11 protein-coding genes are annotated in these 15,586 nt (G+C 49.4%); all 11 read right to left on the reverse strand.

Going from position 1 to position 15,586, the window contains the following annotated elements; genetic code table 11:
- Positions 1-128: 128 nt before the first annotated feature.
- Entirely contained in the window at positions 129-3,044 is a 2,916-nt protein-coding gene (gene uvrA / locus DX130_RS12000) for an excinuclease ABC subunit UvrA (RefSeq protein WP_116045459.1), read from the reverse strand.
- On the reverse strand, positions 3,041-3,997 hold the full coding sequence (locus DX130_RS12005) for a nucleotidyltransferase domain-containing protein (protein ID WP_116045461.1): 957 nt from the start codon (positions 3,995-3,997) through the stop codon (positions 3,041-3,043). Before DX130_RS12005 ends, uvrA begins: the two co-directional genes overlap by 4 nt.
- A 90-nt stretch (positions 3,998-4,087) precedes the next feature.
- On the reverse strand, positions 4,088-4,915 hold the full coding sequence (locus DX130_RS12010; protein ID WP_116045463.1) for a GNAT family N-acetyltransferase: 828 nt from the start codon (positions 4,913-4,915) through the stop codon (positions 4,088-4,090).
- A gap of 640 nt (positions 4,916-5,555) precedes the next feature.
- The gene (locus DX130_RS12015; protein WP_116045464.1) at positions 5,556-6,170 is read right to left on the reverse strand and encodes an RNA polymerase sigma factor; all 615 of its coding nucleotides are present in this window, start codon (positions 6,168-6,170) and stop codon (positions 5,556-5,558) included.
- A gap of 15 nt (positions 6,171-6,185) precedes the next feature.
- Positions 6,186-7,043 carry an ABC transporter ATP-binding protein gene (locus DX130_RS12020; protein ID WP_116045466.1) on the reverse strand — a complete coding sequence of 286 codons (858 nt, stop codon included), beginning with the start codon at positions 7,041-7,043 and terminating at the stop codon, positions 6,186-6,188.
- 7 nt (positions 7,044-7,050) lie between these two features.
- Positions 7,051-9,858 carry an ABC transporter permease gene (locus DX130_RS12025; RefSeq protein ID WP_116045468.1) on the reverse strand — a complete coding sequence of 936 codons (2,808 nt, stop codon included), beginning with the start codon at positions 9,856-9,858 and terminating at the stop codon, positions 7,051-7,053.
- Positions 9,855-10,895 (reverse strand): efflux RND transporter periplasmic adaptor subunit, encoded by a 1,041-nt coding sequence (locus tag DX130_RS12030; RefSeq protein ID WP_116045469.1) that lies wholly within the window; start codon positions 10,893-10,895, stop codon positions 9,855-9,857. The genes DX130_RS12025 and DX130_RS12030 overlap by 4 nt, the downstream gene beginning before the upstream one ends.
- Positions 10,861-11,610 (reverse strand): ABC transporter ATP-binding protein, encoded by a 750-nt coding sequence (locus DX130_RS12035; RefSeq protein ID WP_116045471.1) that lies wholly within the window; start codon positions 11,608-11,610, stop codon positions 10,861-10,863. The genes DX130_RS12030 and DX130_RS12035 overlap by 35 nt, the downstream gene beginning before the upstream one ends.
- The gene (locus DX130_RS12040) at positions 11,573-13,021 is read right to left on the reverse strand and encodes an ABC transporter substrate-binding protein (protein WP_116045473.1); all 1,449 of its coding nucleotides are present in this window, start codon (positions 13,019-13,021) and stop codon (positions 11,573-11,575) included. Before DX130_RS12040 ends, DX130_RS12035 begins: the two co-directional genes overlap by 38 nt.
- A gap of 368 nt (positions 13,022-13,389) precedes the next feature.
- Complete coding sequence (locus tag DX130_RS12045) at positions 13,390-14,700, reverse strand: sensor histidine kinase (RefSeq protein ID WP_116045474.1); 1,311 nt, start codon at positions 14,698-14,700, stop codon at positions 13,390-13,392.
- Positions 14,678-15,376, reverse strand: coding sequence for a response regulator transcription factor (locus DX130_RS12050; RefSeq protein WP_116045476.1), 699 nt, complete (start codon positions 15,374-15,376; stop codon positions 14,678-14,680). Before DX130_RS12050 ends, DX130_RS12045 begins: the two co-directional genes overlap by 23 nt.
- Between the last annotated feature and the right edge of the window lie 210 nt (positions 15,377-15,586).

Below are 15,586 nucleotides of genomic sequence, written 5' to 3' on the forward strand. Positions count from 1 at the left end.
CGACGAATGAATAACGAATAAATCGACCCCGGCTAGGATCGATTTTTGTTGTTTTCTAAACCTTAATCCTAGCCTTAATCCCAAGCCACTTGCCGCCTTCTTATGCATGAATCTATTTATTCAACTATCTAGTGTAGGAGCAGGCCGACCTTAACCTCTCCACCACTCTGGTCTAACGACTGCCTCAGATACTTCCCAGTAAGCGATTGCTCCACTCCAGCTACCTGCTCCGGCGTGCCCTCGGCGACTACTGTTCCGCCATTGCGACCGCCGTCTGGTCCCATGTCAATGACATGATCGGCGACCTTGATCAAGTCCAGATGATGCTCGATCACAAGCACCGAATGCCCGGCATCCACCAGTTGCTGCATGCAATCGATCAGCTTCTGAATATCGCTGAGATGCAGCCCGGTGGTCGGCTCGTCCAGCACGTACAGATTATGACTGCCCCTCTTAATCTTGCTCAGCTCGTAGGCAAGCTTGATCCGCTGCGCTTCGCCGCCGGATAACGTTGTAGAGGATTGCCCCAGTCTCAGGTAGCCCAGACCCAACTGATGAAGCACCTTCAACTTATGTTGAATATACGATTGCTCTTCGAAAAAAGCGACTGCTTCTTCAATGCTCATATCCAGCACATCCGCGACGCTTTTGCCCTTCAGCCTGATCTCCAGCACTTCATCATTAAACCTTGCCCCCTTGCACGCAGGGCATACCGCTTCGACATCAGGCATAAATTGCAGTTGTGTCACGATGATGCCTTCTCCTTGGCAATTCTCGCAGCGGCCGCCGTTCTTCTGATTGAAGCTGAAATCGTTTTTGGTCAGCGGACTGCCTGCCGCTCCAGCTTCCTCTGCGAACAGCTCGCGTATCCGATCAAAGAAGCCGACATAGGTAGCAGGGTTGGAGCGTGTGCTTCTGCCAATCGGAGACTGATTAATCGTAATAATACCCGTCAAATGCTCGTGTCCCGTAAGCGAGTCATGCTCGCCCGGCTTAATCCTTGCATCATGGAAGATGGAGAATAGCTGCTTGCACATCACTTCATTCACAAGCGTACTCTTGCCCGAGCCGGATACGCCCGTAATACAAACCAGTACGCCGAGCGGAATGTCCACATCCACATGCTGCAAATTATTCGCCCGCGCTCCTCTAATCTGGATTGCCATTCTCGTTAACGGCCGGCGCACAGAGGGAATCTCGATGATGCGCGTCCCGGACAGGAATGCGCCTGTTACGGACTCAGGAGCAGCGGCCAGATGCTCCGCTGTGCCTTCCGCAATCATCCGACCACCGCTGCTTCCCGGTCCCGGACCAATCTCGATAATATGGTCTGCGCTGCGAATCGTATCCACATCATGCTCGACGACGATGATGGTGTTGCCCAGATCGCGAAGCTTCTTCAGCGTCTGAATCATCCGGTCGCTGTCTCTTGCATGCAAGCCGATGCTTGGTTCATCCAGTACGTAGAGCATGCCCATCAGACCTGAGCTGATCTGGGTAGAGAGACGAATACGCTGCGCCTCACCTCCCGATATCGTATCTGAACGTCGCCCCAGACTAAGATAATGGAGCCCGATATCCAACAGCAAGTCGAGACGGTTCTGAATTTCCTTCGTAATTTGCCCACCGACATGTGCTTTCGTTTCCTTGAACGTCAGACGGGTCAAAAAAGACCGCAGCTCGCTTAGCGGCATCACGCTCCATTCATGAATGTCCGCTCCGCCAACCCGGACGCAGAAGCGCTGAGGCTTTAGCTTTTTCCCCTCGCAGTCGGGGCAAGTATGCTCGATCATCACTTTTTTATAGAAATCCGATTCTCCTTGACTGCTTTGACGATTCAAAAACAGCTTGTACCACCAATTGATAATATGAACGAACCCGGCGAAGTTCATCATCTTGCCCTCATGCCTGAATTGCGTCTTAGTGGAGCTCTCGTCGGTGAAGAACGGAAACCTCTCTCCCTTCGTGCCATAATACAGCATGTCCAGAACAGGTTCAGCCATGTCTTTCAGAGGAACATCGAGATTGAAGCCGTAATGCTTCGCCATGCTCTTCACAAGTCCCCAAATCCATGTGCCTTTGCTGCTCGTGCTAAGTAGCTTAGGCTCAATCGCACCGCCATTGATGCTTTTGTTCTTATCCCGCACAAGAAACCGGGCTTCTGCTCTCATGAAAGTGCCAAGGCCGCTGCAGGTTCTGCATGCGCTGTCAGAATCATTGAAGGAGAAGTATTGCGCCTGCGGCTCTCCCATCGTCAGATGATGCTCCGGGCAGGCGAATTGAGCATAAAACGTTTTCGCATCGAATGCCGCCCCTTCGGGAGTAGACATGATCTCGAAGCGAATGAAGCCTTCGCCAACCAGACTCAGACTATTTTCAATCGTCTTGTTCAGCACCTTATAGATATCCGGCTTGACGATTACCTTATCTACCACAATCTCTATATGGTATTCCGCTTCCTCTTCCAGCTCGAGCTGATCGCTGAGGTTAGTCCGAACTCCATCAATTAAGAGCGTTCGGAAGCCTTTCGCACGGATTTCATCAAAGGTAGTCTCATAAGTTTCCCCGTACAGCTTGTAGACCGGCGCCAGCACTTCAAGCTCGGTGCCTTCGGGAAGCTTCTGGATATGCTCAATCATTTGCAGGGAGGAGCGTATTGGAATGGGATGATCACACAGGGGACAAGCTGCCTCGCCCGTCGAAGCAAACAACAGGCGCAAAAAATCGTAAATATCCGTCATCGTGCCGACGGTGGAACGCGGATTAAGGATGCCTTTCTTCTGTTCAATCGCAATGACCGGGGACAGGCCGAATACAAAATCGACCTCCGGCTTTTTCACCTGATTCATGCGGCTCTTCGCATAGGTCGATAGGGAATCCAGAAACCGCCGCTGCCCTTCACCATAGATAACATCGAATGCGAGCGAGGATTTGCCCGAGCCGCTAACGCCGGTAATGACGGTCAGCTTGTCCCGAGGAATGTTCACATCGATATTTTTCAGATTGTTTTGCCTGGCTCCGCGCACTTCAATGTATTTTTTCATTCGTTCATCCACATCTCCATCTCGTCGTTATCGTAAGAGTAGGCGGGTTCTAATAAAGGAACTCTGCTCTTAGGCGTCGCTTTGGTCTCCGCTTCCCATTTGCTGATCAATCCTTGCTCGGCAAGCCAGTCGCAGGCTGATGCCATGGAGCCTGTATCCACCGGAATAAGCATACCGAATTTCATAACCAGATCGGTGATCGTCCGCGTGTCCGCTTCTTCCTTCAAGTACGCGATAATAGGCTGGAAGAGCATCTCAGCACTCTGCTTCAAATAATCATCGATCAGCTTTAATGCGGCTTCTACCTTGTCCCTATCGACTTCTCTGCCTATGATGTGTGTGTAGATAGCATGAAAAAAATCCGGATTATAGCCGAGGGCTTGCTGCACCACCTCGCGCATTGGCACTTCCCCTTGTCTGACAACCTCGATTTGAGCCAGCATATCGATCATCTTGATGACCCATGCAGCGCTATAGATGACATCATCCTTGATATACAGCCACTTCTCGGCCTTGGCGAGCAGGGACAACGATTGACTTCCAAGCATCATTAGATGAAGCTGACGATCCCGTTCCCCGACATGGCGAATCTGCTCCAAATAATCAGCAATCGTACCATCCTTGGTGAACAGCAACGTACTCCGAACGAGCATGGAATGACTGAAGGCGCTTTGCATCGACCGCTCCAGCCATCGCTTGAACTCATTGCGCGTCTGAATGCTTGCGTTGATCGGAATATCATTTTCGACGAAGCAGGTATAGCCCGTCCCCAGCTTCTGATCATGGACGATCAGCTTGAGATCGATATCCGATTTCTCCCACACTTGATCGTAGGACATGCTTCCGATCAGAATCGCCGCAATTACCTGATCATCGCCTTTAATCTTCTCAACAAATCTCTCCAGCGCCTCACGAAATACCGCCGTCATCGAGCTTGCATCGCTTGCTTTCATTCCGTCCCTCTCCTCCTTGGCTGCAATCAAAAACGGCCCTCACTACTACAGATGCCAATCATGGCGAACAATTATCATTTTTGTTAACTCTTATTGAATTGAAAATTCATACCCTGTATAAGAAAATATATTCTTAAATCCTAGACGTTCCGCAACTGCAATAGAAGGTTTATTCATCTCCATGCAATCCCAATAGGGAACCCCATTCGTGTCCAAGCATTCCTGAACAAAACTTTGGGCTATATGTTGAGCTAGTTTTTTCCCTTGATGAGATTCCAGCGTTTCAATATCGATGCAGTGAACATCATTAACGACAAACCCCGAGAAACAGACGCTAACGACTTCCTTGTTGTAGATCGCACAATAGCCAATGCCTTCATTTAAGAATTGTTCCGGCGTGGACCAGAATTCGCGAATCTTTGCCCTCAAAAACTCAGTGTCTATGGAGATAGAATGATCCTCAAAAAGACTTTTGCTTATCTTAACTATTTCATATCCTTCCTGAAGCAAAGGCTCACTATTTCGTTCATAATTATCCGCTTGCAGCGTATAAACCCTCTGCTTCCAACTTCCCAAACCACGGTGCTCAAAAATATTTTCAATGGTTTTATCCCACTCTTCATGATTGCCCATACCTTCAAACCAATCCAGGTCCTCTTTTTTCGCTTCCGAAATAATGACCCTATCGATAAAGTCATTCAATTCTTGATTAAATGCTTCATTGTTTGCTTCTCCTATAAAAAAGAAGCCATCATTATTCCCTAACCAAATCAGTCCAGATGCAGGGAAATATCGATCATCCACAAATATTCTTCCGGCATTAACTCCCTCGACAATCGCTAATACTTCTATATGTCCTTGCTGATTAACTAAATGACGACATCTTCCGAACTCCTTTTTCTCCAACTCTATGATCATAGTTCCTCCATCTTAATACATATTTTACATTCTCCCAATGGTATCTTCCAAATTTACCTCATATAAAACAAAATAGCCAGGCGCCGATCCATGATCGACGACTGGCTGGACTAGATAAGCAAACTGAATGAATTCTCTCTCTGCGATGCGATCAGTCCTACTATGAGGACGGGTAGCTTACGAGTTGGAGCGCAGCTTGCGTCTCCTCTTATTCCCGAATTTGATCCATACCTCTTTATCATCATCCCTAAACAAGCGAATGCCAACATATTTAAAGGGCGTCCAGATTTCATTAAAAAAATAATTAGGCATGTATATCCTTCCTTTCTGAGCTAAACCAAAGAGGACTGTGAACCCGATTTCCTTCTACAAACATAGCACTCTTTCTATTTCTCTATACCTAATTATAAGACTATTTTCCCAAAAAGTAACCCCATATTCGATAATAAATAGGAAAATAGTATCTTTTTTATATTATTAACGTGTATACATATACCTAAATCTCTACTTGCATACAAAAGAAGCCGCCGAGCAATAGCCTCAGCAGCTTCCCATTCTATTAACCTATCATTCCGCTTTATCATCTTGCTGCACACTTACTTCCCATATCCTAACACTATTCCGTATGAATTGAATAGTCTTACTCTGGACGAACTCTCAATCCTCTGCTTGGCAGAAACAAAGGCTCGGGATTGTCTCGAATGACGCAATATACTAACTTCTCAATTGGAGGGGAGGACCCTTTCACTGTACGATTGTCTGATGCAAGGGCAGCATCTGGCTGAGCTGCATGACATTCACGCAGCCTTAATCTAGCACGGAACAAGACGGAGCGAACCGCTGACATGGTCGTGCGCAGACCGCTGGCAATTTCTTTCATGGTATAACCGAAATAATCAGCCAGCAGCCATACAATCATTTGGCGGAGCGGCATACAACGGGCCACCCACTCCATCCAGCCCTGTACCTCTGCATAATCAACATCCGCGACAGTACCCGCCTCTGTCGTATCCAACACCTGCCTCCCTCGTCCGCCTCGCCGGAATTCATCATGCCACCGATTTTTGGCTACGCGGTACAAGAACGGCTTTACCTCCTTGATCTCGCCTTTTCTTGAATAATAGCTGAATGACTTGACCAGCGTCTCCTGATACAGGTCCTCGCCATCCCATTGGGAGCCTGACAAGTAGCGGCAGTACCTGCGCAATTCCGGCAAATGCGATTGTACGAGCGATTCAAAATGGGAGGAGGACATAAACAAGTCTCCTTTCTACTTCGTATTTGGCACTTCCAGCATTAATTTGGCATGCTCAACGGACAGCTTCACTTTGTTCTGAATACCCAGCTTCTGCCTCAGCTCTTCAGGAATCTGCAGCCTCCCGAATCGGTCTACAACGGCATATTCCTCATGCTCCTCCTGCGTCCTCGCGGACTGTTCCGACTCCGATGCAGACCGCTTGATCATCTCCGAGCTAGTCATCCCATCCCGGATCGCAACGACCCGGTCAACCTTGCGCGCCAAGGACAGATCATGTGTGACGATGACAATCGTCGCTCCTGTCTCTTGGTTCAAGCTGCGGAAAATATTCATAATCTGATCGGAAGTCTGAACGTCTACGGAGCCTGTCGGCTCATCTGCAAGCAGCAGAGATGGGCGATTGGCAAGCGAGATGGCAATCGCGGTTCGCTGCTGCTCTCCACCGGACAGCTGAACCAGCTTATTGTGGATGCGATGAGACAAGCCCACCCACTCGATCAATTGCTTGGCGTATGCAGAATCCACTTTCCCGGCTACCATCATCGCCGTCTCCACGTTCTCCAGTACGGTCAAATAAGGAAGCAGATTGCGCGAATTGTTCTGCCATATAAACCCGACGGTATTCCGTTTGTAAGCGACCCGCTCCTTCTCATTGATCTGCAGCAAATCCCATTCTCCTACGATTGCTTTGCCTGCAGAAGGGCGATCCAGGCCGCCCAATATATTAAGCAGCGTCGACTTGCCGCTGCCGCTGTTGCCTATAATGGCAATCATCTCTTTATGCTCAACCTTCAAATTCAGCCCTTGCAGGGCAACGACTTCCACATCGTCCGACTTGTAGATCTTCACCAATCCTTCGCAGTCGATCATGCGATCCCTACCTTTCCTCTCCCAGCTTCACGGCCTGATGTACACGGAGACGCCATATCTGTACGGTCAGTACACAAGCTCCGATGGACAGCATGGCAAGCACAATGACAAGCAGCTGCACCGTGTCTCTGACCTCGAATATGATCGTGAACGGCGGCACCTGTGTCCCCCCGCTTGTCTGTAGTAGCGGCAAGAACAGCTTGCTGACCAAGCGGCCAATCCCAAGCCCAAGACCAATGGCGAGTCCCGTTGTAAGCAACTGCTCCAGCAACAGAATGAACGTGAGCTGATCGCGCGCCAAACCCGTAGCGCGCAATATACCCATCTGCACCGTTCTTCTCGCGAGACTGTAGATCCAGAAGAGCAAGTAACCAATGAAAGACACGGCAACGGAAACGATGAAGCCTAATGTCAGAATGCCGTAAGTCCCCTCCCTCGAAGGAAGCAGCTTCTGCAAAATCCGTTCATTCCGGGCATCCCGCAGGCTGGATGTCTCAATCCCATTCTCGCGCAAATGGCCCACGACCGGCATCACTTTAGCGCCATCCTCCATATCCAACCAGAGCGCATACGGAGTAAGCGGAATATGATCATATACATAATCGAGATTAGCGATGACAAATGGCTGCTGCGGAGACAGTGACGGCCAATATTCCGTTATGCCCACAACAACAAATTCAATCGGAACCTTCTGAACCGTCATCTGAATCAAGTCGCCTTGCTTCAAGCTGTTCCGCTCGGCAAAGGATTGCGATATAATAACCCCTTGTTCATAATCGCCAAGCCACCGCAGCAGTTGAAAGGCATGTGCCGACTTGTACAGATCATGCCGCCACCAGGCACTATTGGCAAAGTCGACATTGTCAATGCCCATCAGCTGACCTTTTCCAAGCGACTTGCCAGCTACAGCAATGTCCCCTTCAGTCTGGAGTACACGTACATGCGACTTCACCCCCGGCATCTCCTGGAATGGAGCGAGGGGAGGCTCGGTGTAGATCGTATCCCTGGGTTGATCTTCCGGAATATAGTTGCCGTCCTCGTCATACAGCTGGATTTTCCCTTCCCATACAGGCTGAAGCACAACATCGGTTCCATTGCTATACATGATTCTCTCGCCTTCATTCCTATCGATCGTTCGCGCCGCCGAAGCGTGATAGATGCCTAGTCCCATCGTCATGACAAGCAGTAGCATCAAGGGGAAATAGCTCTTTTGCGAACGGGACAATTGAACGAGCGCAAGATGAAACGTAATTGGAAGCCACCTTCGCAGCATACGGTGAAGCAGCTTAAGCAGCAGCGGGAATAATCGTAGACTGACAAGTCCAGCAGAGAAAACAGCGACAGCCGGAACAAAGAAAAACGCCGGATGAATCTGCAGGCTGCCGGACTGGGATTGCTGCCCTGCATTCAACTGGCCGCTTTGAAAGAGATACCAGCCCGCACCGGAAGCAAGCAACAATACAACATCGATGTACCATCGCTGCCACAATGGCTTCCGGTCAGCTCTTGCAAGCTCTTGCTTATGTCCGACGATCGACTGCTTGCCATAACCCGCAAGAGGCAGCAATCCGGCAAGAATAGCAATCGCAACGGCAGCCAGCCCATACAAGCCGGCAGCATTGCTCCACCCGATAGCCGAATCCTTGCCAAGCGCGAACTGCATGAATCCGTCTGTAGTCACCATCAGCCGCGCCATTCCTGCTGCGCCTAACATGCCAAGCAGCCATGCAGCCGTACCTAGCAATGCTCCCTCCAGCAGGAAGATGGCATAGATTAGCCGCATCTCGGCCCCGCGACTTCGCAGCACGGCAATATCATTGCGCTGCCGCTCAAGCGACTGTCTGGCATTGATATAGATGAAGTAGAAGCTTAGTGCAAGCATCGGTGCAGCCAGTGTAAATAATGTCATTTGCATCTGCTGGCTTTCCTTCTTGAACGTTCGAATCAGATCCAGAAAGCTCAGGTCGACACGGCTATTGCGCAGCATCTGGAACATCTCCGGCTCCAGCCTCTGAAGAAGCTTCTCCAGCCTGCTCAAATCATCGCTTTGAAGATTTTGCAGCTCGTAAAGCCCGTACCAATTCACCGTATTGACCGAAGCAGACAGATTTGACATGATTTCTTGCGCAAATACATCCGGGTTCATCATCAATACGCTGGAGAAGACGTCCAGCCCTTGATACCAATAAGCCGAATTCACATCTTTCGGCTGGAACACGCCTACAATTTTAATTCGTACAACCTTATTTCCTTTCGCTGTAGGCAGCGTGTATTGATACACGTCTCCGACCTCCAGATAGTTCCGGCCCCGCGCATTTTCCCAGACCATCGCTTCAATAATGCCATCGCTGTTAGGCGAATTCCCGTACATCGCTCCGCTGATAATCTCTATTTGTTCAGCTAATCCCGATTGGGACATAAGCGACATTTGCCTTCTGCGATTATCCGTCTTGCCATCCGCTGCATCTTGTCGAAGCTGCGATTGGGCAATGGAATAGGTGGCGATGGATTGCAGCTGCGGATAATCGATTTGCTCTGGCAGCTTGTTCATCATATAGTCGTGCAGCGCAGCAAGTCCCTCCGAATCGGTAGATTCGTTTCGCGTCGGTTGATACCTGGTCAGAATCGAACCCGGCGGCGCGCCCGGGCCCTCTTCATTGAGCGTGGTGGAGATAATTCTGGACAAGGCGTGATCTGTATAAAAGGGAATGCTGCTTGTAAATGAAACAGCCAGCAATAATCCGATAAAAGAACTGATCGTCAGCGGGCGGTTATTCCACATTTTACGCCGAAGAAATCGAAGCAACGGCTTCATTGCCCGATCACCCTCTGACCCGGTTCAAGACCCTTCAGGATCTCCACCTCGGTAGCCGTTGTCAGACCCACTTCAACATCCACTTCGCGCTTATTCCCGTCTTTATCCACAACCTGCACATAATTTCGACCAGAGGCTTTCTTCAGCGCAGACGGCGGAATCAATACCGCATCTTGCTTCCGTTCAATCACAACGGATGCGCTTAGCGGTGTACCAGCCTGTACCTTCTCCGGGAATTGATCCAGCTCGATCAGCACATACGAATCCAATGAATCGTCCTTGCCTCCGGATTCGGTGGAGAGCGGCATCCGTGAAACTTTGCCAGGATGGCTTCCTGCCGTATTAATATTCACGCTCGCCTCCATCCCGACTGCGATCTTCTCCAGATCAGAGGCAGAGAACTTAACAGCAACGGTTAAACTGCTCATGTCCGACAGCACGCCAACCGTCTCATAGGCCTTAATGGCATCGCCTATTTTCTTGTTGAAGGAAACAAGCGTGCCGCTGAAAGGCGCGGTCAGCCGTGCAGCATCCCGCTGCGCCTTCAGCTCCTCCAGTTCGCTTCTGATCAGCTCGAAGTTTAATTCGTCCACCTCGGTTCGCGTGTTGGCCCTGATCTTCTCGATCATATTGAGCTCGGCTTGCCTGATCTCGATTTCCTTGCGTTTAATTTGGTTCTCAAGCGTGCCAGTATCGATGACCGCAATCAGCTGCCCTTCCGTAACCTTTTCGCCGGGTTGAACCAGCACCTCGGCTATTTGCCCGCTATTGGAGAGGAAATGCAAGCTTTCCTGCCGCTTCGACATCAGCTTGCCCGTCGCATTCAGTTTAATCTCTATCGTGGCTTTTGCTACTTTGTATTCCGGCTTTTTGGAGATTTTGGGAGGCTCGATCAGTTGAATCAGCTCCGCTTCTTCCGACTGCGGCGAGAAGCTGCAGGCGGCCGTCGAAACGATTAATCCAGCGCAGCATACACTAAGCAAAATAGTGCGACTCTGACGCCTAACCCAGCCTTCCATCCACCATTTCGTAGACATGATCAGCCACCTCCAGCATCGTTTGGTCATGTGTCGTCATACATATCGTCATCCTCTCTTCCGAACGAAGCCTTTCGAACAGCAGCATAATCCTCTCTGACATGCGGGTATCCAGTTCGGCTGTCGGCTCATCCGCCAGCAGCAGCTTAGGCCCGGGGGCGATCGCCTTCGCGATCGCTACCCGTTGCTGTTCTCCTCCTGACAGCTCATAGGGACGATGCTGTGCCCTCTGCGTCATCCCAACCTGCTCCAAACAATAATGGATTCTATCCGTCCATTGCGGGGAAGGAACTCCGGATAACCGAAGTCCTAATTCAACATTTTCCCAAGCCGACAACAGGGGATGCAACGCAAAAGCTTGAAAGATAAATCCGATCTCACTTTTACGAACACGAGTGCGCTGCTTGTCTCCCATTTGATGAAAGTGATGTCCATTGACCTCAACATTGCCTTTGGTCGGCATATCCAGCCCGCCTATCACGTTCAACAACGTTGTTTTGCCTGAACCCGACCTTCCCTTCAACATGGCAAGCTGTCCGGGGTCCAAGCGGAGGTCAATTCCCTTTAACACCTGAATCTCTGTTGTACCGGTACGGAATGTCTTGTAAATACCAGATAAGCTGACAATCGGTTGCGATCTAGAACCAAGATCACCAGCTTGAGCATCCCGATTAAGACTATCTTGTGAACATGACGCTTGCTCCAAAACCGCCACCTCCGCCTTGCTCCTTCTCTCCGCTCAAGTTAGCTTCAGCCAGTGCGTCCGCCCCTCTGTTTACAATCGCTTCGAACGCTTCATCCACACTTTTGCTTCCGCTTGACGCCGCGCTGATCTCTTCATTCGTAATCGTTGCGAAGCTGCTCCGGAAGCCCTTAGGATACCAACTCGTTGTCTCCATCGGAAGTGGCTTAAGCTTATAGAACGGCTCCAGGTTTACACCATTGGAATTCGTCTCGTACCCAAGACGTGATTGCAGATCCATCGCTGTGTTCGATCGAATCTTGGCAGCTTCGTCCCCATGAACGTACTGGATAAAGGCCCACGCCATATCCGCTTGTGATGATGCGGCGTTGATCGAGAATATTTGCGATACGGTATAAGTGCTTGTCATATCCGGTGTGGCAGCGTCAACCGGGGCTGTTACTACTCCCATGTCCAATTCATCCGGCTTGCTGCTGGATGAATTGGAGCCGCCCGTTGAACTGAATGCACTAACAGCCATACGTCCGCCACCGAAATTAATCATGTTGGAGTTATCTACAACCATAGCCGCCCGTCCGTTGTTGAAGAGCATGCTGTCCATCGATAACATCATCCCCCCCTCTCCCTTCTGAGGTGCCGGCTGATGAATGGTCTTCGCTTGGTAGCCCTCTACAACTTCACGGAAGATCTCCTTCCATTCCGGCTCTGACATAGTCAACTCTGTCGCATCCGAGTTCAAATAGTTCAAGCCTTTGGCAGCCGCCATGTCCTTAATGAGCTGGAATGCGTCTTGGGCAAACATGGAGCTTGCAAGTCCGTAAATCCGTGTCTCGTCATCGCCATCAGTCGGGAATCGCGCTGCCAGCTTAAGCACTTCTTCCCAGGTCATGAAATCTGTTGGTTCTGGAATACCATATTTCGCAAATAAATCTTTGTTATAATACAGCGCATTCGTGTTGAAAGTTGGTGAAAGTCCGTAGAGCTTGCCTCCGCCTGCGTCACGCAGCAATTGAACGACACCCTCCACCATTTGCTCCAATTCGAATCCGCTTTGCGTAACCATCGAATCCAGTTCGTAAAGCCGTCCTTCTGCCGCCAGCGTTTCATATTGCGTCATCGTCAGCATGACGACATCCGGCTGGCTTTCATCGATCAGGTCAATCATCGCTTGCGTAGGATCTGCGCTCATAGCCGCATCCATGGTCGAGATGATCTCGAATTGCACATTGGGATACTTGGCACTAAATACATTGCCGTAGCTTTGGTAGAACATTTGCTCATTGATGAACGCAACCTTTAAGGTTACAGGTTTGTCCGGATCAATTGCACTTGGCTTGCTGCCTCCATTTTTCGAGCTGCAGCCAGCCAATATTATCACTAGCAACAAACTATAAATGATACCTCTTCCTAGCGTGTGCTTCATTCTCTTCTTTCCCCTTTCAAGCTTGTAATGAATATCTATAGGTCAGCATGAAGGAGTAATCTTTGAATTGTCTTAGAGAACTTTAAATGAACCTTAAAGAACAATGGCATTTCTGTGTGTCAGCCCCGCGTGGCTCGTCATAGATCGTCGCATGATTTGAATTTCAATATCCAGAAAAACAAAAAAGGCTCTGCCCTAAAAGGCAGAAACCTGTAAATAGTAGCGCAGGGCAACACAAATCGCTCGGGATCGCTCCAAAAGGTTAAAGGGAGGAAGCGAACGGAAGCTAGCATATCTACTTTTGGAAAAGCCCCCTTGAGGACTTACGATATAAACTCGAGCTGTGTTGGACGACTGTTGAATGAAAGCTATAACGCTGGCAGTGTAATAGTAATCTTCATCCCTTTATGTTGGATACTGGATGCTTCAATCTTTCCGCTATGGCGTAATACAATCCACTTGGCAATAGAAAGTCCAAGGCCTGCCCCACCTTCTGAGCGGGAACGACCCTTATCTCCCCGATAAAACCGGTCAAAAATATAGGGCAAATCCGCAGCAGCGACTCCAATTCCATTGTCTTTGACCGTCAAGGAGATATAACCCGAAGATACCTTGCACGACAGATGGACACTTCCGCTGCTAGGCGTGTATTTAATCGCATTGTCCAGCACAATCATAATTAGCTGCTGAAGACGTTCCTCATCACCGTTCACCATCATGTTGGGATTCACGTGCCACGAGAGATTAATATCCTTAAGAGAAGCAAGCGGCATCACTTTCTCTAGTACTTGCTCCGCTAACCGCCCCAACGAGACCGGCTTCATCTGAAGCTCAAGCTTGTCCGCATCGGTCTGCGACAGTGTCAGTAATCCGTTCACCAACTTCTTCATTCGCCGAACTTCATTCAATATGGTTGAGATTTCTCGGCTATCCTGTTCGATCGTATGGTCAGGATGGCGAAGCAACAGCTCCGTATGCGTCTGCAGCACGGCTAGCGGGGTTCGCAGCTCATGTGACGCGTCGGCTACAAATTGTTGCTGCTTTTCCCATGATGAACGAATGGGCACCAGCGCTCGATCAGCCAAATAGAGGCCTGCGAAGACCGACAAGCCGCCTCCGAACACGATCCCGATAATAATGAGCCCCAAGACAACATTCAACATGCCAATCTCCGTGCTAATATCGCTGATTAACTGTATGTATCCATCACTATCCTGTAGGGATATAAAATTCAGCCTTTTCGCATTATCTGTCGTAATCTTAATATTAACAATCCGATATACCTCCCCGTCATGCCGAACGTTGAACAACTCAGTCGCATCAATCGAGCCCTTCAGCTTCTCCAGAAGCTTAGGGGAAAACCTCTCCGGTATAAGGGTAGTTAAGGGGTTAAGCTCTTCATCCCATACAATCATATTTATTGCACGTTCAAAAGCACTAGTCGTCATGCTCAACGTACCGATGGATGCAATGCGTGCCGCTACTCCTTGGCTGAAATACACTCCCATCTGCGGTCTCTGCACCGTATATTCCGCTGCACGCGTCTGCATGGCATGATCGATTTGCCCTATAATAGCGGTGCGCAAGTACACATACATACTCGTCCCCAGCAGAGTGAGGATGAGGAACATGACGGATGCGTTCAGCAACGTCAGCCTAGTTTTCGTTTTTCGGAACATCGGCCGTCCCCTTTACCATATAGCCTATGCCGCGAACCGTTTGGATCAGATCAGAATAACCTTGTGCGGTCAGCTTCTTTCTTAAATAATGAATATACAGATCCACGATGCCAGCCGCTGAATCTGTATCAAATCCCCATATCCGATCCAAAATCTGCTCACGAGTCAGAATCTGATTCCGATTAATGAGCAGAAACTCGAACAACTCATATTCTTTGGCCGAGAGTCTTAGAGGAATATCGTTAACGAATCCTTCCTGAATTCTTGGCCGGAGAACCACTCTTCCCACTCTAATGTCCCCCGAATCGCCGAGCTTGCCGTGTCTGCGCAGTATCGCTCTTGAACGGGCCAGCAGTTCGGGGAAAGCAACGGGCTTGACCACGTAATCATCCGCCCCCGCATCCAGTCCCTGCACTCTGCGCTCAATAATGTCTACAGCAGAAAGCAGCAGAATCGGCGTCATGATACCTTGTGACCTTAAATGATGAATCAGCGCAATACCGCTCATCCCCGGCAGCATCACATCCAATATGATCAGATCATAAATGTCCTGCTCTGCCATGAACAAACCTTCATCACCGCATAACGATTCGTGCACAGTAAAGCCTTCCTCCCGAAATACGCTGGAGACCGCATGCATTAATGAAACATCGTCTTCAACTACCAGCACCTGCATATCCTTCAAACCTTCCCGACCTTAAGAATGCATTAAGTATAAGCGAAGAAGCTTAAAATTAAATTAGAACGTAATGGCATAACAAAGGCAAAATGACGATCGCCATGGCGAATTTTGTAATTTTTTGTCCTTCATTTCAATTCAATATTCGTTATAATAGGTATAAGCTTCTCCCCATCAATGACAATCTACTACTCGGAGGGGATCTCC

This window comes from Paenibacillus paeoniae (assembly GCF_003388735.1).
Classification (GTDB): Bacteria; Bacillota; Bacilli; order Paenibacillales; family Paenibacillaceae; genus Pristimantibacillus; species Pristimantibacillus paeoniae.

Excerpts from the sequence above, each read along its gene's own strand:
- DX130_RS12030 (WP_116045469.1), bottom strand. The coding sequence starts at position 10,895 with ATGTCTACGAAATGGTGGATGGAAGGCTGGGTTAGGCGTCAGAGTCGC.
- uvrA (WP_116045459.1), bottom strand. The coding sequence starts at position 3,044 with ATGAAAAAATACATTGAAGTGCGCGGAGCCAGGCAAAACAATCTGAAA.
- DX130_RS12025 (WP_116045468.1), bottom strand. The coding sequence starts at position 9,858 with ATGAAGCCGTTGCTTCGATTTCTTCGGCGTAAAATGTGGAATAACCGC.
- DX130_RS12050 (WP_116045476.1), bottom strand. The coding sequence starts at position 15,376 with ATGCAGGTGCTGGTAGTTGAAGACGATGTTTCATTAATGCATGCGGTC.
- DX130_RS12040 (WP_116045473.1), bottom strand. The coding sequence starts at position 13,021 with ATGAAGCACACGCTAGGAAGAGGTATCATTTATAGTTTGTTGCTAGTG.
- DX130_RS12045 (WP_116045474.1), bottom strand. The coding sequence starts at position 14,700 with ATGTTCCGAAAAACGAAAACTAGGCTGACGTTGCTGAACGCATCCGTC.
- DX130_RS12020 (WP_116045466.1), bottom strand. The coding sequence starts at position 7,043 with ATGATCGACTGCGAAGGATTGGTGAAGATCTACAAGTCGGACGATGTG.
- DX130_RS12005 (WP_116045461.1), bottom strand. The coding sequence starts at position 3,997 with ATGAAAGCAAGCGATGCAAGCTCGATGACGGCGGTATTTCGTGAGGCG.
- DX130_RS12010 (WP_116045463.1), bottom strand. The coding sequence starts at position 4,915 with ATGATCATAGAGTTGGAGAAAAAGGAGTTCGGAAGATGTCGTCATTTA.
- DX130_RS12015 (WP_116045464.1), bottom strand. The coding sequence starts at position 6,170 with ATGTCCTCCTCCCATTTTGAATCGCTCGTACAATCGCATTTGCCGGAA.